This is a genomic window from Pseudonocardia lutea (genome assembly GCF_042658055.1).
Lineage (GTDB): Bacteria > Actinomycetota > Actinomycetes > Mycobacteriales > Pseudonocardiaceae > Pseudonocardia > Pseudonocardia lutea.
In genome coordinates, this window is the sequence record NZ_JBHSQK010000112.1 from 1 (window position 1) to 22087 (window position 22087).

Below are 22087 nucleotides of genomic sequence, written 5' to 3' on the forward strand. Positions count from 1 at the left end.
CCGACCGGCGCGCCCGGCCCCGACCGCCGCACCGACACCCGGACCGACACGCGCACCGACACCCGCGCCGGCTCCGGCGCCCCGACCACCGCCCGGACCGCCGCCGGGGCAGCCGCTGCCGCCGGCGCGGCCCAGGCCTCGTCCCGCACCGCCGCCCGGACCACCGGCCGTGAGGATCCGGCCGGGACCCGTGTCGAGAGGAGCGCGCCGCGCCGCGTCCCGGCCGGCGAGCCGGGCGCCGGCCNGGACACCAGCCGCGCGGCCGCCGACCGGGTCGCCCGCCGCCGCGCGGAGGCCGAGCAGGGCGGTGTCGGCGGCACGGGGAGGAACGGCACCGGGAAGAACGGCACAGGGAAGAACGGCACCGGGAAGAACGGCCCCGGGAAGAACGGCCCCGGGAAGAACGGCACGGGGAAGAACGGCACAGGGAGGACCGGCACGGCCGGCGGCAGGCGCGGCACCGCCCACCGCACGCTGCGGGCGGCCCTGGCGACCACGGCGGCGTCGACCCTCGTGCCCGGGACCGGGCACCTGATCCTGCGCCGCCGCCGCACCGGCGGCCTCATCCTCGGGCTGTTCCTGCTGGTCGTGGGCGCCGGCGTGCTGGCCGGCCTGACGATGACCCGGACCGCCCTGCTGGAGAACGCGCTCTCGACCACCGCGCTCGCCGTCGGCGCGATCGTGGCGCTGGTGGCCGCGCTCGGCTGGATCGCGCAGGTCGCCCGGACCTACGCCCTGGCCCGCCCGCGGAACATGGGTGTCGGGCGCACGGTGCTGGGCGCGACCGTGGCGGCGGCGCTGTGCATGGCCGTGGCGGTGCCGTTCGGCTACGCGGCCGACCTGGCGAACTCGCAGCGCTCGCTGCTCAACGACCTGTTCAGCGGCGGTTCCGGCGGCACCTCGGCCGCGGAGGCGATCACCAAGCCGCGGCTGAACGTGCTGCTGCTGGGCAGCGACGCCGGCCCCGACCGCACCGGCACCCGCACCGACACGATGATGCTGGCCAGCATCGACACGAAGACCGGCCGCACCACGATCTTCGGGCTGCCGCGCAACATCCAGCGCGCGGAGTTCCCGCCGAACACCCCCATGGGCGAGAAGTTCCCGAACGGCTTCCACGACCCCGCGAGCCCGCTGTCCGGCGACTACCTGCTCAACGCGGTCTACGCCTACGCGCACAACAACCCGTCGCTGGCTCCCCCCGGCCCGACGGACGACATCGGCCTGAACCTCCTGCAGTCGTCGATCTCCTACATGACGGGCCTGCCGATCGACTACTTCCTCGAGGTCAACATGGCCGGCTTCTCGACGATGATCGACGCGGTCGGGGGCGTGACGGTCGACGTCGGCCCCGTGCCGCTGCCGATCAACGGTGTCACGGCCGACGGGCGCCACGTCAAGCCGGACGGCTACATCCAGCCGGGGATCCAGACGTTGAACGGCGAGGAGGCGCTCTGGTTCGCGCGCTCCCGCCGGGACGGCAACGACTACCAGCGGATGAGCCGCCAGCGCTGCCTCATCCAGGCCGTGCTCGAGCAGAAGAGCCCGACGGACCTGCTCGCCAACTTCCAGCAGGTGGCCCAGGCGACCAAGGACAACGTCGACACGAACATCCCGCAGGCGGTGCTCCCGGCGCTGGTCTCGCTGGCGGGCGAGGGCTTCACCCTGCAGAGCATCTCGTTCGACCCGAGCCTGCCGGACCCGAACGAGCCGGACGGCAAGTTCGACACCTCCCGCCCGGACGTCGGGTACATGCGCAAGGTCGTGCAGGACGCGATCAACCCGCCGCCCGCGGCGCCGGCCCCGCCGCCCTCGGCCGCGCCGAGCCCGGCGAAGACGCCGGAGACCTCGGGCTCGGACGAGACCGCGGCCGGCACCGCGGCCCCGACCTCCCTCGCCGCCTCCTGCGCCGCCGCGGCCACCCCGGCGCCCGGCCAGGACGGCGGGACCGGGACGGAGAGCGGCACCGGGGACAACTGAGGGCCGGGACCCCGCCGGGCGCACCGCGTCCGCGGCCCGGCATTACCCTTCAACCACGCGCGGTCCTGCGACGACGCCCGGGCTGCGGTACACCAGACATCGGCACGAACCGGGCACGGGCACGCCCGGGTCCGGGAACCGGCGCACCAGAGGGGCAGACGGACGTGAGCAGCATCGGGGACACCCCCGCCCGCGGGGACCGCACGAAGGTCGTCGTCGTCGGCGGCGGGTTCGGCGGGGTCCGGGTCGCGAAGGCCCTGGCCCACGCCGACGTCGACGTGACGCTCGTCGACCGGACCAACCACCACCTCTTCCAGCCGCTGCTGTACCAGGTGGCGACCGGCATCCTGTCGCCCGGCCTGATCGCGCCGGCGCTGCGCCGGGTGGTGAAGAAGCAGTCCAACACGCGCACGCTGCTCGCCGAGGTCTTCGACATCGACCTCCAGGCCAAGGTGGTGCACGCCCTGGCGCCCAACGAGCAGCGCCTGGACCTGCCCTACGACTACCTGGTGGTGGCGGGCGGGGCCACGCACGCCTACTTCGGGCACGACGAGTGGAGCCACTTCGCGCCCGGCATGAAGAGCATCGAGGACGCGCGGATGCTGCGCAGCCAGATCCTCGGGGCCTACGAGCTGGCCGAGGTCGCGACGGACGAGAAGGAGCGGGACGCGTACCTGACCTTCGTCGTCGTCGGCGCGGGCCCGACCGGCGTCGAGCTCACCGGTCAGCTCGCCGAGCTCGCCCGGTACGTGCTCCCGAAGGAGTACCGCACCATCGACACCCGCTCGGCCAGGATCATCCTGCTCGACGCGGCGCCGTCCGTGCTGCCGCCCTTCGCGCCGAAGCTGCAGCAGTACACGCAGCACCGGCTGGAGAAGATGGGTGTCGAGATCCGGCTGAACACCCTCGCCACGGACATGGACGCGGACTCGATCACGGTGAAGGGGCCCGAGGGCGTCGACACCATCACCGCCCGCACCAAGATCTGGGCGGCCGGCGTGCAGGCCTCGCCGCTCGCGGCGATGCTCGCGAAGGCCACCGGCACGGAGACGGACCGGGCCGGGCGCCTGGCCGTCGACCCGGACTGCAGCCTGCCGGGCGCCGAGGGCGTCTACGCCATCGGCGACATGGTCAGCACGGTGGACCGGCTGCCCGGTGTCGCGCAGGTGGCGATGCAGCAGGGCACCTACGTCGGCAGGCTGATCGCGAACCGGGCCAAGGGCGACGACACCACGCCGGCCCCGTTCCACTACTTCGACAAGGGCAGCATGGCCACGATCGGCGCCCGCCAGGCGGTCGCGGACGTGCGCGGCGTCAAGTTCACGGGCTACCTCGCCTACCTGCTCTGGTGCTACGTGCACGTGATGTTCCTGATCGGCTGGGGCAACCGGCTCGGCACCCTGTTCAACTGGGTCCGCTCGCTGCGCTACGCCCGCCACCGCGGACACCGGCTGATCAGCATGACGGGCGCGCAGGCGGTCGCGAGGCACCACGAGGCCGCTTGACCCGGGCGGCCCGCCGGTTGGAGATCGACGGGCCGCGACCTACTGTTCGGGGGTGACCCCGGCCATGCAGGTGCTCATGCGCGAGGTCGAGCGCGTGTGGGACGAGTTCTGGTCGGCCGTGTACGAGCGGGGCGACGCGGCGGCCGCGACGGGGCTGCTCGCCCCGGAGGCCGTGCTCGTCGACATGCCCGCGATGACCGGCGGCAACGACCGGGCGGAGATCGAGCGGCACCTGACCGACGTGGTCGCACCGCACCGGCCGGCCGATCTCGCGCGGCGGCGGATCTCCCGCACCGTCGACACCCGCGGGCTCGTCGACGAGCTGCGGTGGACCTTTACCCACGACCGCGTGCTGCCCTGGCTGCTGCCCGGGGTACCGCCGACGGGGCGCCCGGTGCGGGTGCTGGCGGTGTCCGTGGTGGCCGTCCGGCAGGGCCGGATCGCGTCCGTCCGGACGCTGTGGGACGACGTCAGGCTGCGCCGCCAGCTGACCGCCTGACGCCCCGAACCGGCCGTTCGCGGTTCCGTGACACCGTTATCTCTGTCTTCGGGCCTCTGAACTGGGGGTTCCCGCGTGGCGCCGCCGGTGTTCTGCCACGCTATGGGCCACGCTGTACCAGGAACGACCACCGACGCACCCCGAGCGGGTGGTCGATGGGAGAGGAGAGGAGCACTCACCATGGCACTGCCCGCACTGACCCCCGAACAGCGCCAGGAGGCGCTCAAGAAGGCCGCAGCGGCCCGTACGGCGCGCAAGGAGCTCCGCGACAAGATCGCCAAGGGCGAGGAGACCATCCCCGCCGTCCTCGACCGCGCGAAGTCCGACCAGATCGTCGGCAAGACCAAGGTCGCGGACCTGCTCAAGAGCCTGCCCGGCTACGGCCCGGCCAAGGTCTCGGCGCTGCTGGAGCGCACCGGCATCGACGCGTCCCGCCGCGCCGCAGGCCTCGGCGAGCGTCAGCGTCAGGCCCTGCTCGACGCGCTCAAGTGAGCCGCCGGGCGGCCTGACGCCCGCACGGTCCCGCGCACCCGGTCCGGCCTTCCGCCGGACCGGGTGTCGCGTTCTCGGGGGCGTTCGGTCGGGGCCCGAGCGGGCGCCCGTAAGGTCCGGTGCGTGGAACTGATGGTCGACGTGGCCCCGGGTGTGCAGCTGTGGGCCGAGGAGATCCCCGGCCCGACGCCGGACGCGGAGCCGCTGCTGCTGGTGATGGGCGCGAACGCGTCGGGGCTGGCGTGGCCGGACGCGCTGCTGGACCGGCTCGCCGAGCGGCACCGGGTGATCCGGTACGACCATCGCGACACCGGCCGTTCGACCTACGCCTTCGACGACGCGCCCTACGCCGTACGCGATCTCGCGGGCGACGCCCTCGCCGTGCTCGACGCGTTCGGGATCGAGCGTGCGCACGTCGTCGGGATGTCGATGGGCGGCACGCTCGTGCAGCTGCTGCTCCTCGACCACCCCGACCGGCTGCTCACCGCGACCGTCCTGTGCACGGCGGCACTCGGCGCCTACGGCGACCCGGAGCTGCCCGGCCCCGACCCGGCCCTGCTGCGGTTGTGGGGCGAGTTCACGGACGACCGCGACCTCGAGGGCGAGCTGGCCTGGCGGGTGGAGCACTGGCGGCTGCTCAACGGCACCGGCACCCCGTTCGACGCCGCGGGGTTCCGTGCGCTGGAGGAACGGGTGGTCGCGCACTCCGGGCGGGCGGACAACCCGGCCGCGCACGCCGCCGCCGGCACGGAGGGGCTGGACCGGGGTGCGGAGCTCGCGGGGGTCGCCGTGCCCACGCTGGTCATCGAGGCCCCGGAGGACCCGGTGAACCCACCGCCGCACTCCGGCCACCTCGCCCGCGCGCTCGGCGCCGGCCGGCTGGTCCGGGTGCAGGGCATGGGGCACGCGCTCAACCCGACGGTCGTCGAGCCGGTCGCCGCGGCCGTCCTGGCCCACACCCGCGAGTACGCGCCCCTGTAGAACCGCGGCTCAGCCGCTGCGGCGCGCCCAGCTGTAGCGCCGCTCCGGGCGCCCCGTGCCGCCGTACCGCAGCCGGACGGTCACCGCGCCGGTCTCGACGAAGTGCTCGAGGTAGCGGCGCGCGCTGACCCGCGACAGCTCGGTCCGCTCCGCGCACTCGGTGGCCGAGAGGTCCCCGTCGTGGGCACGCAGCACCCGCTCCACGAGCTCGGCGGTCGGCGCGGTCAGTCCCTTCGGCAGCCGCGCAGGGCCCGGCGCCGCGCGGGCGGGCCGGTCGCCGCCGAAGAGCCGGTCGATGTCCGCCTGCCCGGCCCGGTCCAGGCTCGCCAGCCGCCCGCGGATCCGCGCCGCCCGCTCCACCTGCTCGTGCAGCACCCGCGAGTCGAACGGCTTGACCAGGTAGTGCAGCGCCCCGCCGTGCAGGGCGGCGGCGACCGTGGCGCTGTCGTCCGCCGCCGTGATCACCAGGACGGACGGGTCGTCGGGCGCCCCGGTGCGCAGCTGGCCCAGCACGTCGATCCCGGACATGTCCGGAAGGTAGACGTCGAGCAGCACGAGGTCGGGACGCAGCCGCGCGGCCAGGTCGAGCGCCTCGGCGCCGCGGTGCGCGACGCCCACCACCTCGCAGCCGGGGATCCGCGCGACGTAGCCGCTGTGCACCTTGGCGACCATGAAGTCGTCGTCGACGACGAGCACCCTCACGCGCCCACCTCCGCCCGGTCGGCGACCAGGGGAAGCACGGCGGTGAAGGTCGCGCCCCGCCCGCCCGGACCGGCCCCGCCGCTCTGCACGGCCACCCGGCCGCCGCGGCGCAGGCAGACCTCCCGGACGATCGCCAGCCCCAGCCCGCGCCCGCCCGCGGAACCGGCCTCCGCGGCCTCCGCGGCCTCCGCGGCCTTGGTGGTGAACCCGTGCCGGAACACCTCCTCGGCCAGCTCCGAGGCCACCCCCGGACCGGAGTCCCGGACCCGCACGTGCACCGCGCCCTCCCGCTCGGTCAGCCCGATCTCGACCCGGCCACCGGCGGGCCCGACGGCGTCGAGCGCGTTGTCGACCAGGTTCCCCAGCACGGTGACGAGGTCCGAGCCGAGGCCGGGGTCGGGCGCGGCGGGGTGCAGGTCGGTGTCCTCGGACAGGCACAGCCGGACACCGCGCTCGGTCGCCAGGCTCGCCTTCGCGACCAGCAGCGCCGCCGCGGCCGGCTCCCCCACCCGCGAGACGACCTCGCGCCGCCAGCCCTCCGCCGCCGCGACGATCCCGCTGACGAACCGGCGCACCTCCTCGTGCTCCCCGAGCTCGGTGAGCCCCGCGATCGTGTGCAGCCGGTTGGTGAACTCGTGGGCCTGCGCGCGGAGGGTTTCGGTGAGCGTGCGGGAGGCGTCGAGCCGGTCCTGCAGCGCGGTCAGCTCCGTCCGGTCCCGCAGCGTCACGACGGCGCCGATCTCGCGCCCGTCGACGTGCACGGGCATCCGGTTGAGCACCAGCACCCGCCCGCCGTGCAGCACCAGCTGGTCCTCCCCCGCCGCGCGCCCGGTGAGGACGTCGGCGAGGCGCGGGTCGAGCCCGAGCGCGTCGACGGCGTCGCCGACCTGCGCGGCGGGCAGCTCGAGCAGCTCCCGCGCGGCCGGGTTCAGCAGCGTCACCCGGCCCTCGGGGTCCAGCCCGACCACGCCCTCCTTCACCCCGAGCAGCATGGCCTCCCGCCGCTGCACCAGCTCGACGATCTCGGCGGGCTCCAGCCCGAGGGTCTGCCGGCGGACCCGGCGGGCCAGCAGCAGCGAGCCGCCGACGCCCAGCGCCAGCGCCAGCCCGAGCAGCGCCGCGACCTCCCCGCGGGCCGGGGCCAGCGCCTCGAGCAGGCCCGGGGCGCGGATGCCCGCCGACACCACGCCCACCACCTGCCCGGTGTCGCCGATCACCGGGACCTCGGCCACCACGGTCCGGTCCGCCGCGCCCGTCCACGCCCGGCCCGCGAAGGCCGTCGACTCGCCCGACGGGGAGCTCGCGGACCCGACCATCGGGTCCGCCGCGAAGGGGGTGCCCAGCTCCGCGGGGTCCGGCGAGCTGCGGATCACCCGGTGCGCGTCGACCACCACGATCCGGTCGGCGCCGGAGAGGTTCTCGGCGCTGCGCGCGAAGCTGGCCAGCAGGTCGACGTTCCGGTCCACCAGCCCGGCCCGGATGCCGGGCGTGGCCGCGACGTCCTCGGCGACCGAGAGCATCCGCCGGCCCTGGGTCTCGCGGAAGGCGGCGTCGGACTGCACCGCGGCGAGCGCGGTGACCGCCGCGAGCAGGATGAGCACCACCAGCAGCTGCCAGACCAGGAACTCGCGGGCCAGCGGGCGTCGGCGCACCTCACCAGCCTAGGCGGCGCCGGAGCGTGTACAGAACGACCACAACCACCGTTGCGGACACAAGCGCGACACCGGGAACCCCCGCGCCGCACGATGAGCGCCACAGTCCACTCGACGGGGAGGGATCGACAGCGATGTCCGTCCGGGAGAAACCGACACGCGGCCTGTCCGCCGCGCTGGCGGTGCTGGTGGCCGCGGCCGCCGTGCTGCTCGTGCCGCCCGCCGTCGGCGCGCTGACCGGCGGGGGTGACGGGACCCAGCTGCGCGGGCTGCGCGTGCTCGTCCCGAACTCCCCCGGCGGCGGCTACGACGTCACGGCCCGCACGGCCGCCAAGGCCATGGAGGACGCGAAGCTGACCGGCCCGGTCGAGGTGTTCAACCTCCCGGGCGCGGGCGGCACGGTCGGCCTCGGCCGCACGGTCAACGAGAGCGGCAACGACCGCCTCGTCATGTCCATGGGCCTGGGCGTGGTCGGCAGCGTCTACACCAACGACTCGCCCTCCACGCTGGCCGACACGACGCCGATCGCGCGGCTCACCCAGGAGACCGAGATCGTCGTCGTCGCCAAGGACTCGCCGTACACCTCCCTCGGGCAGCTGGTCCGGGCGTGGAAGGCGGACCCGGGCGGGGTCCCGGTGGGCGGCGGCTCGTCGCCCGGCGGGCCGGACCACCTGGCCCCGATGCTGATGGCCAAGGCCGCCGGGCTGCCGCCGAAGGACGTCAACTACGTCTCCTACGACGGCGGCGGCGAGCTGCTCGCCGCGGTCCTCGGCGGGAAGGTGGCGTTCGGGGTCTCCGGGCTCGGCGAGTACGCCGACCAGATCGACGCGGGCGAGCTGCGGGTGCTGGCCGTGACCGCGGGCGAGCCCGTCCCCGGCGTCGACGCGCCGACCCTGCGGCAGGCCGGGCTGGACGTCGAGTTCAGCAACTGGCGCGGGATCGTCGCGCCGCCCGGACTGTCCGCGGAGGGCCGCGCGGAGCTGGAGGCGGCCTTCGACGCCCTGCGGCGCAGCCCCGAGTGGGCCGACGCGCTGGAGCGCAACGGCTGGACGGACGCGTACCAGCCCGGGCCCGAGTTCGGGGCCTTCCTGGAGGACGAGAACGAGCGCGTGGCCGGGGTGCTGCGGGAACTGGGGCTGACGTCATGACCGCCGTCCGGGAGGAGAGGACGCCGGCGCCGCCGCGGGAGAAGCGGGGCTGGCTGAAGGAGCACTCCGAGCTCGGGGTGTCGCTGCTGCTGTTCGTCGTCGGCGTGCTCGTCGTGGTGGACACGCTGCTGGAGAGCGGCGCCGGCAGCGACTCCGACCCGCTCGGGCCGCGGACCGTCGCGCTCGTGCTGGGCGGCGCGCTGCTGCTGCTGTCGGCGCTGCTCACCGTCGACGTCCTGCGCGGCGGGCACGGCGAGGCCGAGGCGGGCGAGGACATCGACCTGTCGACGCCGCCGGACCTGCGCACCGTCGGGATGCTCGCCGGGGTCCTGGTCGCCACCGCGGCCCTGATCCCGCTGCTCGGCTGGCCCGTCGCGGGCGTCGTCCTGTTCTGGGGCGCCGCGTTCTCCCTCGGCTCGCGCACCCACCTGCGCGACTTCCTCATCGCCGCCGGCGTGTCCGTGGTGACCTGGATGATCTTCGACGGCCTGCTCGGCGTCGACCTGCCGGGCGGCCCGCTGATGGGGGTGTTCGGCTGATGCTCGAGTCGCTGACCAACCTGATGGGCGGCTTCGGCGCCGCCCTCACCCCCGCGAACCTGCTGTTCGCCGCGATCGGGGTGCTGCTGGGCACCGCGATCGGCGTGCTGCCGGGCATCGGCCCGGCCATGGCGGTGGCGCTGCTGCTGCCGGTGACCTACGCGTTCGACCCGACCGGCGCCTTCATCATGTTCGCCGGCATCTACTTCGGCGCCATGTTCGGCGGTTCCACGACCTCGATCCTGCTCAACACCCCCGGCGAGAGCGCCTCGGTGATGGCCGCGCTCGAGGGCAACCCGATGGCCAAGTCCGGGCGGGGCGCGCAGGCGCTGGCCACGGCCGCGATCGGGCACTTCGTCGGCGGCCTGATCGGCGTGGTCGGGCTGGTGCTGCTGGCGCCGCTGGTCGCGTCCGTGGCCGTCGACATCGGCGCCCCGGACTACTTCGCGGTGATGGTGCTCGCCTTCGTCGCCGTCACCTCGGTGCTCGGCAGCTCGCGGATCCGCGGGTTCGCCGCGCTCGCCATCGGCCTCACGATCGGCCTGGTCGGGCTCGACCCGCTCAGCGGACAGCCCCGGCTCACCTTCGGTGTGCCGCAGCTGGCCGACGGCATCGACGTCGTCATCGTCGCCGTCGGGCTGTTCGCGGTCGGCGAGGCCCTGTGGGTGGCCGCGCACCTGCGCCGCGGGCAGCAGGAGGTCATCCCGGTGGGACGGCCGTGGCTGTCCCGGGCCGACGTCAAGCGGGCCTGGAAGCCGTGGGTGCGCGGGCCGTTCATCGGGTTCCCGTTCGGCTCGATCCCGGCCGGCGGCGCGGAGATCCCGACCTTCCTGTCCTACGTCACCGAGCGGCGGCTGTCGAAGCACCGCGACGAGTTCGGCAAGGGCGCCATCGAGGGTGTGGCCGGTCCGGAGTCCGCGGCCAGCGCGTCCTCGGCGGGAACGCTGTCGACGATGCTCACCCTCGGCCTGCCGACGACGGCGATCGCCGCGGTCATGCTGGCCGCGTTCCAGCAGTTCGGCATCCAGCCCGGCCCGCTGCTGTTCCAGACCGAGCCCGACCTGGTCTGGACGCTCATCGCCAGCCTGTTCATCGGCCTGGTGCTGCTGCTGGTCCTCAACCTGCCGCTCGCGCCCGCCTGGGCGAAACTGCTGCGCATCCCGCGGCCGTACCTCTACGCGGGCATCCTCTTCTTCGCCTGCATCGGCGCGTACGCGGTCTCCGGGCAGGCCGTGGACCTGCTGGTGCTGCTGGCGATCGGCGCCGTCGGGTTCGTGATGCGCCGCTACGGCCTGCCGGTCCTGCCGGCGATCATCGGGGTGATCCTGGGACCGGACGCGGAGCTGCAGCTGCGCCGCGCCCTGCAGATCGCCGACGGCGACGTGAGCACCCTGGTCTCGACGCCGATCTCGATCACCGTCTACGCCGTGATCGCCGTGCTGCTGCTGTTCCCGCTGGTGCGCAAGGCCCTGCCGGCCCGGACCGCACCGCCGGCCGACCGGGACCGGGAGCACACCCCAGTCTGACCCTGGTCCGTCCGGGCGGTTCTGGGCCGCCCCGCTCACACCGGCCCCCGCGAGCGCGAGCATCGCGGGGGCCGGGGTGTGTCCGGGGAGGTGGACGTGCGCACGGAGGGCGAGTGGCTGGACTTCACGGCGGCGCTGCTGGCGGAGCCGCTCACGGCGTTCCCGCTGGACGCGTGGCGCTGATGGGAGCCGTACACCGACGCCGAGCTCGCCCTCGCCCACCGGCTGACCCGGCTCGTGAACGGCATCGAGCGGCAGACCGACGCCTACGCCGCGGCCCTGCGCGGGTTCGGGCCCGAGGGCCCGGAGGTCGTCAGGTCCGTGGAGCTCACCCCGCGCGAGCTGGCGGTGCTGGGGCTGCTGGCCGAGGGCATGGCGGCCCGGGCCATCGCGCGGCGGCTCGGGATCACCCCGCGCACGGTGCAGAAACACCTGGAGCGCTGCTACACCAAGCTCGGCGTGTCGGACCGGATCTCGGCGGTGCTGCGGGCCCAGCGGTTCGGACTCGTCCTCCGGAACCCGTCCGGCCCGTGAGGGCGCAGGTCAGCGGGGCAGCTTCTCGCCCGCCTCGACGGCCGCGGGAAGGACGTTCCCCGCCGGCGGGAGCGGGCAGGTCGCGAAGGCGGTGAAGGCACAGGGCAGGTTGACGACGCGGTTGAGGTCCAGCGTCAGCGACCCGTCCGCCGCCGGGGCGTCGACCTTGAGCATCCGGCCGCCGCCGTAGGTGATGTGGCCGGAGGTGGCGTCGCGGAAGTGCAGGGACAGGCCCGCCGGCCTGCCGGCGAGGGCGACGAGCACGTGCTCGGTGCCGTCGAGGGTGAACCGGACCGTGCCGACCGCCGTCGGGAAGTGGTTGAGCCCCTCGACGACCGCGCCGACGGTGATCCTCCGCGGCTCCGGATACGGCGTGAACCGGGCCTCGACCACCCAGCGCTCGTCGACCGGGAAGGCGGGGACGCCGGTGAACGCCGTGCGGGTGGGCGCCTGCGGGTCGCGGACCCGCAGGGCGTAGGAGTCGGTGCGGCGGGCGATCTCCACCTTCCGCTCGCCCACGGTGACCAGGGCGCCCGGGAGCCCGTCCCGCGGCTCCAGGCGGACCGTGCCGTCCACGGGCCTGCCGCTCGCCACGAGCCCCTCCGGCCTCGCCGCGGTGACCTCGACGCCGCCGTCGCCGGTGGTCCGCCAGGTCCCGGGGAGCCCGGGGATCGTGCGCGGGGTCTCCTCCAGCCACTCCAGCGCGGTGAGGCTGAGCCAGCCGTGCGGGGTGCGCAGCTCCTCCTCGCGCGCGGCGTGCCAGGTGTCCCAGTCCTGCTGCAGGGTGCTCTCCGTCGTGGTCACCTCCACGCGAACGTCCGGGGCCGGCGCCGCATTTCGTCACCGCGACGATTCCCGCCCAGTGGATCCGGCGGCCCGGCGGAGGGTCCGATTGTCCGGACCCGGTTCGGGATGTGGGAGGCCGATTGACCTTCCGGGGCCGCGTCTGGTGGGGTCGGTGCGTGGCCACGATCCTGCTGACGCGCCGGCGTCACGTCGACCACAAGCGCGTCCACTCCTGCGCCTGTCGCTGACCCGCACCTCCGCGCGTCCCGACACCCCTCTTCCTCCCGCAGGAGCACCGCTGTGTCCTTCACCGAGCCGCTGACGTTCGCCTACTGGGTGCCCAACGTGAGTGGTGGCCTCGTCACCAGCACGATCGAGCAACGCACCGACTGGGGCTACGAGTACAACAGGACGCTCGCGCAGACCGCCGAGCGCAACGGCTTCGACTACGCCCTCTCCCAGGTCCGGTACATGGCGTCGTACGGCGCCGACCACCAGCACGAGTCCACGAGCTTCTCGCTCGCCCTGCTGCTCGCCACCGAGCGGCTCAAGGTCATCGCCGCCGTGCACCCGGGGCTGTGGCACCCGGGGGTGCTGGCCAAGTGGGTCGCGACGGCCGACCACCTCTCCGGCGGCCGGGCCGCGGTCAACGTGGTGAGCGGCTGGTTCAAGGACGAGTTCACCAGCCTCGGCGAGCCCTGGCTGGAGCACGACGAGCGCTACCGCCGCTCCGAGGAGTTCATCCGCGCGCTGCGCGAGATCTGGACCAGCGACCACGCCGAGCTGCGCGGCGACTTCTACCGCATCCACGACTTCGACCTCAAGCCCAAGCCGGTCGCCGTACCGGGCCGGGCGCACCCGGAGATCTTCCAGGGCGGCAACTCCACCGCGGCCCGCCGCAACGGCGGCCGCGTCGCCGACTGGTACTTCTCCAACGGCAAGGACTACGAGGGCTTCACCGAGCAGGTGCTCGAGGTCCGGGAACACGCCCGCGAGGCCGGGCGGCCGCAGACGGGGCCGGGCGCGGTCCGGTTCGGGCTCAACGGCTTCCTCATCGCCCGCGACAGCGAGCGCGAGGCGCGCGAGCAGCTGCGCGAGATCGTCGCCAAGGCCAACGTCGAGGCGGTCGAGGGCTTCCGCTCCGCGGTGCAGCAGGCCGGCGCCTCCACCGGCGACGGGCGGGGCATGTGGGCGGACTCCACGTTCGAGGACCTCGTCCAGTACAACGACGGCTTCCGCACCCAGCTCATCGGCACGCCCGAGCAGATCGCCGACCGGGCAATCGAGTACAAGCGGCGCGGGGCGAACCTGCTGCTCCTGGGCTTCCTGCACTTCCAGGAGGAGATCGAGTACTTCGGGCGGCACGTGCTCCCGATCGTGCGCGAGAAGGAGGCGGAGCTCGCCGAGCGCGAGCCCGAGCCCCAGCTCGTCGCCGGCTCCTGAGCCGATGCCGCGCCCCTCCCGGCGCGGCGTGGTCCCGGCGGGGGCGGCCCACGCGTGGCTGACCCGCCGCCGGCACATCGACCTCGCCCGCGCCGTCACCCAGTCCTGTCCGGGTCCCCGATCGCGTTCCGGAACCATGACGCGATTCCAGGCCCGACTTTCCCTCGTCATGGAACCATAACGCGATTCCACGCCCGAATTTCCCGCGTCATGGAACCATAACGCGACATCAGGGCCGGATTTCGCGCGTCCTGGATCCGAGCGCGACTCCTCGCCGAAACCTCCCGCGTGCCCGGCGGCCCGCGTCCCGGTGTCCGCCCGCTGCGGTCGTCGGTGCCGCCTCCCGACCGCCGCACGCCCTGCACCCGCGGGCCGCTGCCGCACGCCTGATCACCGACACGACAGGACCTGACATGACCACGCTCGAGAACCGACCCACGACCCGCTTCACCACCATCCCGACCACTCCCGACGAGTGGCTCGCCCGCGCCCGCGAGGTCCGCACGATCCTCGCCGCGGACGCCGCCGCCCGCGACCGCGCCGGCGCGACCCCCCACGCCGAGGTCCAGCTGCTCAAGGACGCCGGACTCGTCACCCTGCTCGGCCCCGTCGAGCACGGGGGCGGCGGCCAGGAGTGGCCGCTCGCCTACCGGGTGATCCGCGAGGTCGCCGCCGGCGACGGCTCGATCGGCCAGCTGCTCGGCTACCACCTGCTGTGGTTCTGGGCCGCCCGGCTCGTCGGCACGGCCGAGCAGATCGAGGCCGTCGAGGCCGAGGCCACCCGCAACCGGTGGTTCTTCGGTGGCGCGGTGAACCCGCGCGACGAGGACGTGGTGATCCGAGACGCGGGCGACCACCTCGTCTTCAACGGCCGCAAGTCCTTCTCCACCGGCAGCAGGGTCTCGGACGTCACCGTGCTCGAGGGCGTGCTCGACGGCGCCGATCCCGATGCTCCCGGCACGCACGTCTTCGCGATCGTGCCGAGCCACCAGCCGGGCATCACCTTCCACGACGACTGGGACAACATCGGCCAACGGCTCACGGAGAGCGGCAGCGTCACGATCTCCGAGGTCCAGGTGCCGTGGGAGCAGGCCGCGGGCTTCCGCCACGGTGCCGACGGCTGGGCCTTCGAGCCCCGCGTCTACAACACCCTCAACGTCCCGACGATCCAGCTCGTGTTCGTGAACTTCTACCTGGGCATCGCGCGCGGCGCCCTGGAGGAGGCCGCGGCCTACACCCGCACCCGGACCCGGCCGTGGCTGCACGGCGGGCAGGAGCGGGCCGTCGACGAGCCGTACCAGCTCGATCTCTACGGCGACCTGGCGGCGAAGCTCTGGGCGGTCGAGGCGCTGGCCGACGCCGTCGCGGAGGAGGGTCTGACGATCCACCGCAACGCCTGGGAGGTCACCCCGCAGCAGCGCGGCGAGCACGAGGTCCGGGTGGCGGCGGTCAAGGCGCGGGCCACGGACGTCGCGCTCGAGGTGACCGGCCGGGTGTTCGAGGGACTGGGCGCCCGGGCCACCGCCACCGAGCTGGGCTTCGACCGCTTCTGGCGCAACGTCCGCACCCACACCCTGCACGATCCCGTCGCCTACAAGCGGCGTGAGGTCGGGGCGTTCCTGCTGCGCGACGAGCTGCCCGAACCCACCTGGTACAGCTGACCCCGAGGGACGGACGGCGCTCTCGTTCACTCCTGGTGAGCCGGAGCGCCGTTCGCTCGGTTCCGGCCCGGCTCAGCGGACGCGTTCGCGGTCGTTCCCGGGCAGGCCGGCGCGGCGCTCGGGGTGCGGGCTGCGCAGCCGGGGCAGGAAGCGGCCCGTGCGGGAGAGGTAGTCCGCGTACTCCTCGCCGAGGACCTGGGTGAGGCCGGGCTCGCGGACCGCGCGGACCTGGATCTGCACGGCGACGACGATCAGCAGGGTCGCGAGCACGCCGAGCATGGTCGGCGCCATGACCAGGCCGCCCGCGGTGGCGACCACCATGCCGGTGAACGCGGGGTTGCGGACGCGGGCGTACAGACCGCTGCTGGTCAGGGCCAGGTCCCGGCCGCGGCGCCGGGCGGTGCCCAGCTGGACCAGCGAGGCCAGCACCACCGCCACGCCGAGCAGCAGCAGACCGGCCCCGACCACGACCCAGCCCGGCGAGCTGAACACGGCGATCGGCTCGAGGACGTCGAACGCCACCAGCAGCGGCGCGACCAGGCCCAGCAGCATCGCGAGCCCGAAGAGCACCCGGGACCACCAGGCCGGCGAGCCGGCCCCGGTCCGCACCGGCGTGCGCCGGGCGCCGGCGCGGGCCCAGTGCCGGCCGACCGCCACCAGCACGGCCGCGACCACGCCGAGGCCGACCGCCAGCCACGCGGCCAGGTGGTGGTCCAGCGTCTCGGACACCACGGTCCAGGCGGAACGCCCGGTGAGCTGACCGACCGCGTCGAACAGCAGCACCACGCCGAACACGACGAACCCCGCCGCGGCGCCGTACCGGATCGTGCGCTCCGGCAGCCGCTTGCCGAGCTGCCGACCGACGACGATCGCCAGCGCGTCGGCCGCGACCATCCCCAGCGTCGAGCCGAGCCACACGCCGAACCAGCCGTGCTGGGTGGCCAGCGTGATCGTGGCCAGCATCGTCTTGTCGCCCAGCTCCGCCAGGAAGAACGCCACCGACGCGGCGACGACGGCCGAGCGCGCCTTGCGGTTGACCTTGTCCTGCTCGTCCTCGGAGAGCGAGTCGCCCCTGAGCGTCCACGCGCCGAACCCGAGGAAGGCGACGGCCGCGGCGAGCGCGATCCAGCCGGTCGGGACGGTGGCGCCGAGGCCGTGACCGACGGCGACCGACACGAGGTGCACGACGGACGTGGCGATCGTGATGCCCAGCAGCACCGGCCAGGTCCGGTAGCGGGTCGCGAACGTCAGCGCCATGAGCTGGGACTTGTCGCCCAGCTCGGCCACGAAGATCACACCGAAACTGATCAGGAACGCGGCGAGCACGCCCTGCATGACCACACAACCCCTCGATCTCGGGCCGGATCGAGGAACGGGGAGCTCTTCGATCCGACGTGAACCGGATCGAAGGTCTCGCTCGCCTGGTGGTGGTCAGGCCCCGCGGCCGGGCGATACGGATCGCCAGTATGTCGACCGCGACGTTGAGAGCTACTCCCCTTCGCTGCGGGCCACGCTACCTCATCGATCCAGTCGCCTCGACCCCCGCCCGCGGTCCCGTGAAGTAGTTCACTCGGGTTCTCGACGGCGCCACAGTGTCGTACGTTCGTTCAGATAGCTTTCGAAGAGGACGCGGAGGAACCATGCCCGAGGCCGTCATCGTCGACGCGGTGCGCACCCCGATCGGGAAGCGCAACGGCTCGCTCGCCGACGTCCATCCCGTCGACCTGTCGGGGTACGTGCTGCGGGCGCTGCAGGAGCGCACCGGCATCGACCCCGAGGTGATCGACGACGTCGTGTGGGGCTGCGTGAACCAGGTCGGTGACCAGGCCGCGCAGATCGGCCGGTACGCGGTGCTCGCGGCCGGCTGGCCCGAGACCGTCCCCGGCGTGACGATCAACCGGGCCTGCGGGTCCAGCCAGTCGTCGTTCGACTTCGCCGCCGGCATGGTGATGGCCGGCCAGTACGACGTCGTGATCGCCGGCGGCGTGGAGACCATGACCCGGGTGCCGCTCGGCGCGGGCCGCGACCTCGGCCGCCCCTACGGCCCGCTGGTGCGCGAGCGCTACGAGGCCGACCTGACCAGCGGCGAGTTCCCGGGCAACGACTTCAACCAGGGCATCGGCGCGGAGCGGATCGCGCGCAAGTGGGGCTTCTCGCGGCAGCGCCTCGACGAGTACTCCTCGCGCAGCCACGAGCTCGCCGCGGCCGCGATCGACGCCGGCGCCTTCGACGGTCAGCTGGTCCCCGTGCCCGGGCTGCCGGAGTTCACCGCCGACGAGGGCCTGCGCCGCGGCACCACCCCGGAGAAGCTGGGCAAGCTCAAGCCCTCCTTCCGGGAGGACGGGGTGATCCACGCGGGCAACGCCTCGCAGATCTCCGACGGCGCGTCGGCCACCCTGATCACGACCCCGGAGAAGGCCCGGGAGCTCGGGCTGACCCCGATCGCGCGCTACCACTCCGGCGCGGTCTCCGGGGCGGACCCGCTGATGATGCTGACCGGCCCGATCCCGGCCACCCAGAAGGTGCTCAAGAAGAGCGGCCTGTCGATCTCGGACATCGGCGCGTTCGAGGTCAACGAGGCCTTCGCCCCGGTGCCGCTGGCCTGGCAGGCCGAGCTGGGCGCGGACGACAAGGTGCTCAACCCGCTCGGCGGCGCCATCGCCGTCGGCCACCCGCTGGGCGCCTCCGGCACCATCCTCATGACCCGGCTGCTGCACCACATGCGGGACAAGAGCATCCGCTACGGCCTGCAGACCATGTGCGAGGGCGGCGGCACGGCCAACGCCACGATCGTCGAGCTCCTCTGAGCCTCGGGACCGACCCGGACGGGGGGCCCGCGGCACGCGCCGCGGGGCCTTCCACCGGAAACCGTGCCGTACTGCACGTCCTTTCCCAGCCCGAGCACAGGCGGATCTCAGCTTCGGGGCGCACAGTCTGTGTCATGACCGACGAGCAGCGGGGTCACTCCCGGCCCGCAGGGGACGTTGCGCACAGCACCGCCGGCAGCGGCGGCACCGACGGCACCGTGAGCACCTCCGCCGGGGACGCCCCGACCCAGCAGACCGACCCGACGCGTTCCTACGGCTCGCCCTACGCCTACGGCCGCGGCTCCGTCTACGGCACGCCCGGCTACGCGCAGCACGGCGGGCTCGGCGCCGACCAGGGCACCCGCCCCTACGGCAGCCCGGCCTACGGTCCGTACGCGCAGCACGGCCCCACCGACCCGCACGGGCCCGCGGGGTCCGCGGGCGGGCCGAATGATCCCCCGCCCGCCGGGAACCCAGCCTCCGTGTACGACGACCGGCCTCGCAGGCCCTCCCGCCCGTGGGCGGGCATCGTCGCGGCGGCGCTGATCGCCGGCATCGTCGGCGGCGGTGCGGGCTTCGGCGGCGCCTACGCGCTGATGGACCGGGGCAGCTCGTCGAGCGGGGTCACCCTCTCCGGACAGCCCGCATCGAACACCTCGTCGGTCCAGACGAACGGCACCGTCCAGGCCGCCGCGGCGAAGGCCAGCCCCAGCACCGTCGACATCCGGGTGAACACCGGCCAGGGCACGGCCGAGGGATCCGGCGTGATCCTCACCTCGGACGGCGACGTGCTGACCAACAACCACGTCGTCGCGGGCTCGACGGGGAAGATCCAGGTCACCCTGGCCGACGGCTCCCAGCACTCCGCCTCGATCGTCGGCACCTCGCCGAGCTACGACCTCGCCGTCATCAAGCTCGACGGCGTGTCCGGCCTGACCGCGGCCGAGCTCGGCCGCACCGGGGACGTCACGGTCGGCCAGCAGGTCGTCGCGATCGGGTCGCCGCAGGGTCTCACCGGCACGGTCACGACCGGCATCGTCAGCGCCCTCAACCGCACCGTGCAGGTGCAGGGCGAGGACGGCTCGGCCGTCGTCTACAACGGCCTGCAGACCGACGCCCCGATCAACCAGGGCAACTCCGGCGGTCCGCTGGTCAACCTCGACGGGCAGGTCGTCGGCATCAACTCGGCGATCGCGACCGCGGGGCAGAGCAGCGGCAGCGTCGGCCTCGGCTTCGCCATCCCGGTCGACCAGGCCCGCCGCGTCGCGCAGGAGATCATCGACTCCGGGAGCGCCAGCAAGCCGGTGCTGGGCGTGCAGGGCAGCACCCAGTCGTCGGGCGCGGAGAACGGCGCCACCGTCGTGGCCGTGACCGACGGTGGGCCCGCCGCGGCCGCCGGGCTCAAGGCCGGCGACGTCGTCACCAAGGTCGGCGACGCCACCGTCAGCGACTTCTCCGACCTCGTCGCCCGGATCGGCTCCTACGCCCCGGGCGACAAGGTCACGTTGACCGTCGGCAGCGGCTCCTCGGCGCGCACGGTCGACGTCACCCTCGGCAGCACCAAGGACACCGGTGCCACCACCAGCAGCGGCGGCACCAGCCAGGGCGGCGGCAGCAGCAACCCATTCGGGCAGCTCAACCCGTTCGGCGGCGGCTCGCCCTTCAGCGGCGGCCGCTGAGCCACCGACGAGACCCCGGCCGCGGGCGCGGCCGGACCGGCGCGGGCCGGGCGGGGATCCCCTCCCCCGCCCGGCCCGCCCGTTCTCAGCTCTTGAGCCAGGCCTTGACGGCCTCGGTGTCCGCGCCGAGGGCCGGCGGGGTGCGCCGGTAGTCCGGCGGGGTGGCGGAGTAGTCCACCGGGTTGCGCACCGCGGCGGGGCCGCCGCCGGGGTGCACGACCGGGGCGAGACCGAGGCTCTCCGCGAGCTCGATGCCCTGGTCCACGGTGTTGATCGGGCCGCACGGCACGCCGGCGGCGCTGAGCACGTCGAACCACTCCTGCGCACCCCTGGCCGCGAGCTTCTCCAGCAGCAGCGGGCGCAGCTCCTCGCGGTGCCGGGTGCGGTCGACCATCGACCCGAAGCGCGGGTCCTCGAGCAGCTCGGGGGCGTCGATCGCGCCGCAGAGCCGGCGGAACTGGTGGTCGTTGGCGGCGATCACGATCAGCTCGCCGTCGCCGGTGGGCAGCGGCTCGTAGGGGAACAGCGAGAGGTGTGCGTTGCCCATCCGCTGGGGCACCACCCCGCCCGCGACGTAGGCGGAGGTCTGGTTGACCAGGCTCGACAACGCCGCGGACAGCAGGTTGGTCCTGACGTGCTGGCCCTCGCCGGTCGCCTCCCGGTGCCGCAGCGCCGCGAGGATGGCCACCGCCGCGTGCAGCCCGGTCATCACGTCGAACACCGCCACGCCGGCCCGGTACGGCGTGCCCTCCGGGTCGCCGGTGAGGCTCATCAGCCCGGAGGTCGCCTGGATCAGCAGGTCGTAGCCGCCCAGCTTCGCACCGCCGGCGTCGCCGAACCCGCTGATCGAGCAGTAGACGACCGACGGGTTGGTCTCCCGCACGGAGTCGACGTCCAGGCCCCACTTCGCGGTGGCACCGGGCATGAAGTTCTCGATCAGCACGTCCGCGCGGGCGGCGAGCCGACGGGCGACCGCCAGGTCCTCGGGGTCCTTGAGGTCGAGGACCACGGAGTGCTTGTTGCGGTTGATGGACAGGTAGTAGGTGGCGACCGGGCCGTCGGGCCCGTCGACCGTCGGCGGCTGCCAGGTGCGGGTGTCGTCGCCGGTCGGCCCCTCCACCTTGACGACGGTCGCGCCGAGGTCGCCGAGCAGCATCGTCGCGTAGGGGCCGGCGAGGACCCGGGAGAAGTCGGCCACCACCACCCCGGCGAGCGGGCCGGAGGGCGTGGGTTCCGCGGGGTCGAGCGGGGGGAGATCAGCCACGACCCGACTCTAGAGACGCGCCCGGCGGCAGGTCACGGCCGGGCGAGCGGGCCCAGGGCCTACAGCAGGATCGCGAGCACGACGAGCGCCAGGCCGGCGACGGCGAGCCCGGCCCCGACCCGGGCCCAGATCCGCTGGCCCTTCCGTGCGGAGTCGGTGAGCTCCTCCTCCGTCCTCGTCGACATCACGAAGGGGGAGCCGTCGCGCGGCGGGCGGATCACGAGCGGGCCGTCCCGGTCGTCGACCTCGCCCAGCACGTACATCCGGGTGCCGGGGCGCAGCACCCACTCGGTGTGCTGGTAGCCGATCGTCTCGTCACGGTCGCCGCCGGCCAGCGCGCCGAGCACCGAGATCGCCCCGGCGAGCGCGCCCTGCGGCTGGTGGTCGTGCGCGGGCTCGAACCGGTCGACGACGGTCTCGACGCCGTCGGGCCGGCGGCCGCCGTGGTCGACGCCGACGGTGTGCCCGTCGCGCAGCAGCGCCCAGCCGTGCGGCGAGCTCAGCTCGGCGACGGTCTCGGTGCGGGTGGTCACGCGGGTGTCGCCGTCGGAGTCGCGGTCGTAGTGCTTGTAGCGGCGCTGCACGCGGTGCGCGTGCCACACGCACTCGATCCCGGCGAGCTCCGAGCGCAGCAGCCCCACCGGCGCCGGCGCCGTCTCGCCGACGACCTCGCACACCTTGCGGAACCCTCCCGGCCCGCCGAGCTCGGCCGAGATGCCCTGCAGCTCGAGCAGCTCCGGCACCGTCAGTGTCTCCGCGGCCGTCATCGCGTGCACCCTGCGCTGCGAGCGGGCCGCGGCCCACAGGCAGCCGCAGGCCGCGAGCAGCAGGATGATCCCGAACCAGAGCATCGTCGTCCCCCTCGTGAAGCGGTGAGGGGAACGCTAGG

19 protein-coding genes are annotated in these 22087 nt (G+C 74.1%); 13 read left to right on the plus strand and 6 right to left on the minus strand.

What is annotated here, in order from left to right:
• The first annotated feature begins 993 nt into the window (after window positions 1-993).
• The 5 genes from ACFQH9_RS32295 to ACFQH9_RS30575 all read left to right on the plus strand — a co-directional run bounded on the left by ACFQH9_RS32295 (window position 994) and on the right by ACFQH9_RS30575 (window position 5457).
• Window positions 994-1980 (plus strand): LCP family protein, encoded by a 987-nt coding sequence (locus ACFQH9_RS32295; RefSeq protein ID WP_465269549.1) that lies wholly within the window; start codon window positions 994-996, stop codon window positions 1978-1980.
• Window positions 1981-2144: 164 nt separating this feature from the next.
• The gene (locus ACFQH9_RS30560) at window positions 2145-3485 is read left to right on the plus strand and encodes an NAD(P)/FAD-dependent oxidoreductase (protein WP_379571654.1); all 1341 of its coding nucleotides are present in this window, start codon (window positions 2145-2147) and stop codon (window positions 3483-3485) included.
• A 52-nt stretch (window positions 3486-3537) separates the two neighbouring features.
• Window positions 3538-3984 (plus strand): nuclear transport factor 2 family protein, encoded by a 447-nt coding sequence (locus ACFQH9_RS30565; RefSeq protein WP_379571656.1) that lies wholly within the window; start codon window positions 3538-3540, stop codon window positions 3982-3984.
• A gap of 180 nt (window positions 3985-4164) precedes the next feature.
• Window positions 4165-4476, plus strand: a complete 312-nt coding sequence (gene mihF / locus ACFQH9_RS30570) for an integration host factor, actinobacterial type (protein ID WP_037049162.1) — start codon at window positions 4165-4167, stop codon at window positions 4474-4476.
• A 132-nt stretch (window positions 4477-4608) separates the two neighbouring features.
• A complete protein-coding gene (locus ACFQH9_RS30575; protein ID WP_379571707.1) occupies window positions 4609-5457 on the plus strand; it encodes an alpha/beta fold hydrolase in 849 nt (282 codons plus the stop codon).
• A 9-nt stretch (window positions 5458-5466) separates the two neighbouring features.
• Here ACFQH9_RS30575 and ACFQH9_RS30580 read toward each other — a convergent pair whose 3' ends face one another.
• Both ACFQH9_RS30580 and ACFQH9_RS30585 read right to left on the minus strand, forming a co-directional pair.
• Window positions 5467-6159, minus strand: a complete 693-nt coding sequence (locus ACFQH9_RS30580; RefSeq protein ID WP_379571659.1) for a response regulator — start codon at window positions 6157-6159, stop codon at window positions 5467-5469.
• Complete coding sequence (locus tag ACFQH9_RS30585; RefSeq protein WP_379571661.1) at window positions 6156-7811, minus strand: sensor histidine kinase; 1656 nt, start codon at window positions 7809-7811, stop codon at window positions 6156-6158. The genes ACFQH9_RS30580 and ACFQH9_RS30585 overlap by 4 nt, the downstream gene beginning before the upstream one ends.
• 134 nt (window positions 7812-7945) lie before the next feature.
• Between ACFQH9_RS30585 and ACFQH9_RS30590 the strand changes: the two genes are divergently transcribed.
• From ACFQH9_RS30590 to ACFQH9_RS30605, 4 genes are all read left to right on the plus strand, one after another.
• The gene (locus ACFQH9_RS30590; protein WP_379571663.1) at window positions 7946-8959 is read left to right on the plus strand and encodes a Bug family tripartite tricarboxylate transporter substrate binding protein; all 1014 of its coding nucleotides are present in this window, start codon (window positions 7946-7948) and stop codon (window positions 8957-8959) included.
• Window positions 8956-9498: a tripartite tricarboxylate transporter TctB family protein gene (locus ACFQH9_RS30595; protein WP_379571665.1), complete on the plus strand. Its 543-nt coding sequence runs from the start codon at window positions 8956-8958 to the stop codon at window positions 9496-9498. Before ACFQH9_RS30590 ends, ACFQH9_RS30595 begins: the two co-directional genes overlap by 4 nt.
• Window positions 9498-11024: a tripartite tricarboxylate transporter permease gene (locus ACFQH9_RS30600; RefSeq protein WP_379571667.1), complete on the plus strand. Its 1527-nt coding sequence runs from the start codon at window positions 9498-9500 to the stop codon at window positions 11022-11024. The genes ACFQH9_RS30595 and ACFQH9_RS30600 overlap by 1 nt, the downstream gene beginning before the upstream one ends.
• 237 nt (window positions 11025-11261) lie before the next feature.
• The gene (locus tag ACFQH9_RS30605) at window positions 11262-11558 is read left to right on the plus strand and encodes a response regulator transcription factor (RefSeq protein ID WP_379571669.1); all 297 of its coding nucleotides are present in this window, start codon (window positions 11262-11264) and stop codon (window positions 11556-11558) included.
• A gap of 9 nt (window positions 11559-11567) precedes the next feature.
• Here the strand turns inward: ACFQH9_RS30605 and ACFQH9_RS30610 are convergent, their stop codons facing one another.
• Window positions 11568-12362, minus strand: a complete 795-nt coding sequence (locus ACFQH9_RS30610; protein ID WP_379571671.1) for a DUF1684 domain-containing protein — start codon at window positions 12360-12362, stop codon at window positions 11568-11570.
• Window positions 12363-12644: 282 nt separating this feature from the next.
• Between ACFQH9_RS30610 and sfnG the strand changes: the two genes are divergently transcribed.
• Both sfnG and ACFQH9_RS30620 read left to right on the plus strand, forming a co-directional pair.
• A complete protein-coding gene (gene sfnG / locus ACFQH9_RS30615; protein WP_379571673.1) occupies window positions 12645-13787 on the plus strand; it encodes a dimethylsulfone monooxygenase SfnG in 1143 nt (380 codons plus the stop codon).
• A 413-nt stretch (window positions 13788-14200) separates the two neighbouring features.
• Complete coding sequence (locus ACFQH9_RS30620) at window positions 14201-15448, plus strand: acyl-CoA dehydrogenase family protein (protein ID WP_379571675.1); 1248 nt, start codon at window positions 14201-14203, stop codon at window positions 15446-15448.
• Window positions 15449-15520: 72 nt separating this feature from the next.
• On the opposite strand, the gene ACFQH9_RS30625 is transcribed toward ACFQH9_RS30620, so the two are convergent.
• Window positions 15521-16783 (minus strand): TMEM165/GDT1 family protein, encoded by a 1263-nt coding sequence (locus ACFQH9_RS30625; RefSeq protein WP_379571677.1) that lies wholly within the window; start codon window positions 16781-16783, stop codon window positions 15521-15523.
• Between the two features lie 305 nt (window positions 16784-17088).
• Here ACFQH9_RS30625 and ACFQH9_RS30630 point away from each other — a divergent pair, with 305 nt between their 5' ends.
• Both ACFQH9_RS30630 and ACFQH9_RS30635 read left to right on the plus strand, forming a co-directional pair.
• Complete coding sequence (locus ACFQH9_RS30630; RefSeq protein WP_379571679.1) at window positions 17089-18255, plus strand: thiolase family protein; 1167 nt, start codon at window positions 17089-17091, stop codon at window positions 18253-18255.
• A gap of 134 nt (window positions 18256-18389) precedes the next feature.
• Complete coding sequence (locus tag ACFQH9_RS30635; RefSeq protein ID WP_379571681.1) at window positions 18390-19934, plus strand: S1C family serine protease; 1545 nt, start codon at window positions 18390-18392, stop codon at window positions 19932-19934.
• 85 nt (window positions 19935-20019) lie between these two features.
• Here the strand turns inward: ACFQH9_RS30635 and ACFQH9_RS30640 are convergent, their stop codons facing one another.
• Both ACFQH9_RS30640 and ACFQH9_RS30645 read right to left on the minus strand, forming a co-directional pair.
• On the minus strand, window positions 20020-21198 hold the full coding sequence (locus ACFQH9_RS30640) for a CaiB/BaiF CoA transferase family protein (RefSeq protein ID WP_379571683.1): 1179 nt from the start codon (window positions 21196-21198) through the stop codon (window positions 20020-20022).
• 59 nt (window positions 21199-21257) lie between these two features.
• Window positions 21258-22049, minus strand: a complete 792-nt coding sequence (locus ACFQH9_RS30645; RefSeq protein ID WP_379571685.1) for a GIDE domain-containing protein — start codon at window positions 22047-22049, stop codon at window positions 21258-21260.
• Between the last annotated feature and the right edge of the window lie 38 nt (window positions 22050-22087).

Bases quoted from the DNA above. Each gene is read 5' to 3' on its own strand.
- mihF (WP_037049162.1), top strand. From the start codon at position 4,165: ATGGCACTGCCCGCACTGACCCCCGAACAGCGCCAGGAGGCGCTCAAG.
- ACFQH9_RS30635 (WP_379571681.1), top strand. From the start codon at position 18,390: ATGACCGACGAGCAGCGGGGTCACTCCCGGCCCGCAGGGGACGTTGCG.
- ACFQH9_RS30620 (WP_379571675.1), top strand. From the start codon at position 14,201: ATGACCACGCTCGAGAACCGACCCACGACCCGCTTCACCACCATCCCG.
- ACFQH9_RS32295 (WP_465269549.1), top strand. From the start codon at position 994: ATGATGCTGGCCAGCATCGACACGAAGACCGGCCGCACCACGATCTTC.
- ACFQH9_RS30590 (WP_379571663.1), top strand. From the start codon at position 7,946: ATGTCCGTCCGGGAGAAACCGACACGCGGCCTGTCCGCCGCGCTGGCG.
- ACFQH9_RS30600 (WP_379571667.1), top strand. From the start codon at position 9,498: ATGCTCGAGTCGCTGACCAACCTGATGGGCGGCTTCGGCGCCGCCCTC.
- ACFQH9_RS30630 (WP_379571679.1), top strand. From the start codon at position 17,089: ATGCCCGAGGCCGTCATCGTCGACGCGGTGCGCACCCCGATCGGGAAG.
- ACFQH9_RS30625 (WP_379571677.1), bottom strand. From the start codon at position 16,783: ATGCAGGGCGTGCTCGCCGCGTTCCTGATCAGTTTCGGTGTGATCTTC.
- ACFQH9_RS30575 (WP_379571707.1), top strand. From the start codon at position 4,609: ATGGTCGACGTGGCCCCGGGTGTGCAGCTGTGGGCCGAGGAGATCCCC.
- ACFQH9_RS30595 (WP_379571665.1), top strand. From the start codon at position 8,956: ATGACCGCCGTCCGGGAGGAGAGGACGCCGGCGCCGCCGCGGGAGAAG.
- ACFQH9_RS30645 (WP_379571685.1), bottom strand. From the start codon at position 22,049: ATGCTCTGGTTCGGGATCATCCTGCTGCTCGCGGCCTGCGGCTGCCTG.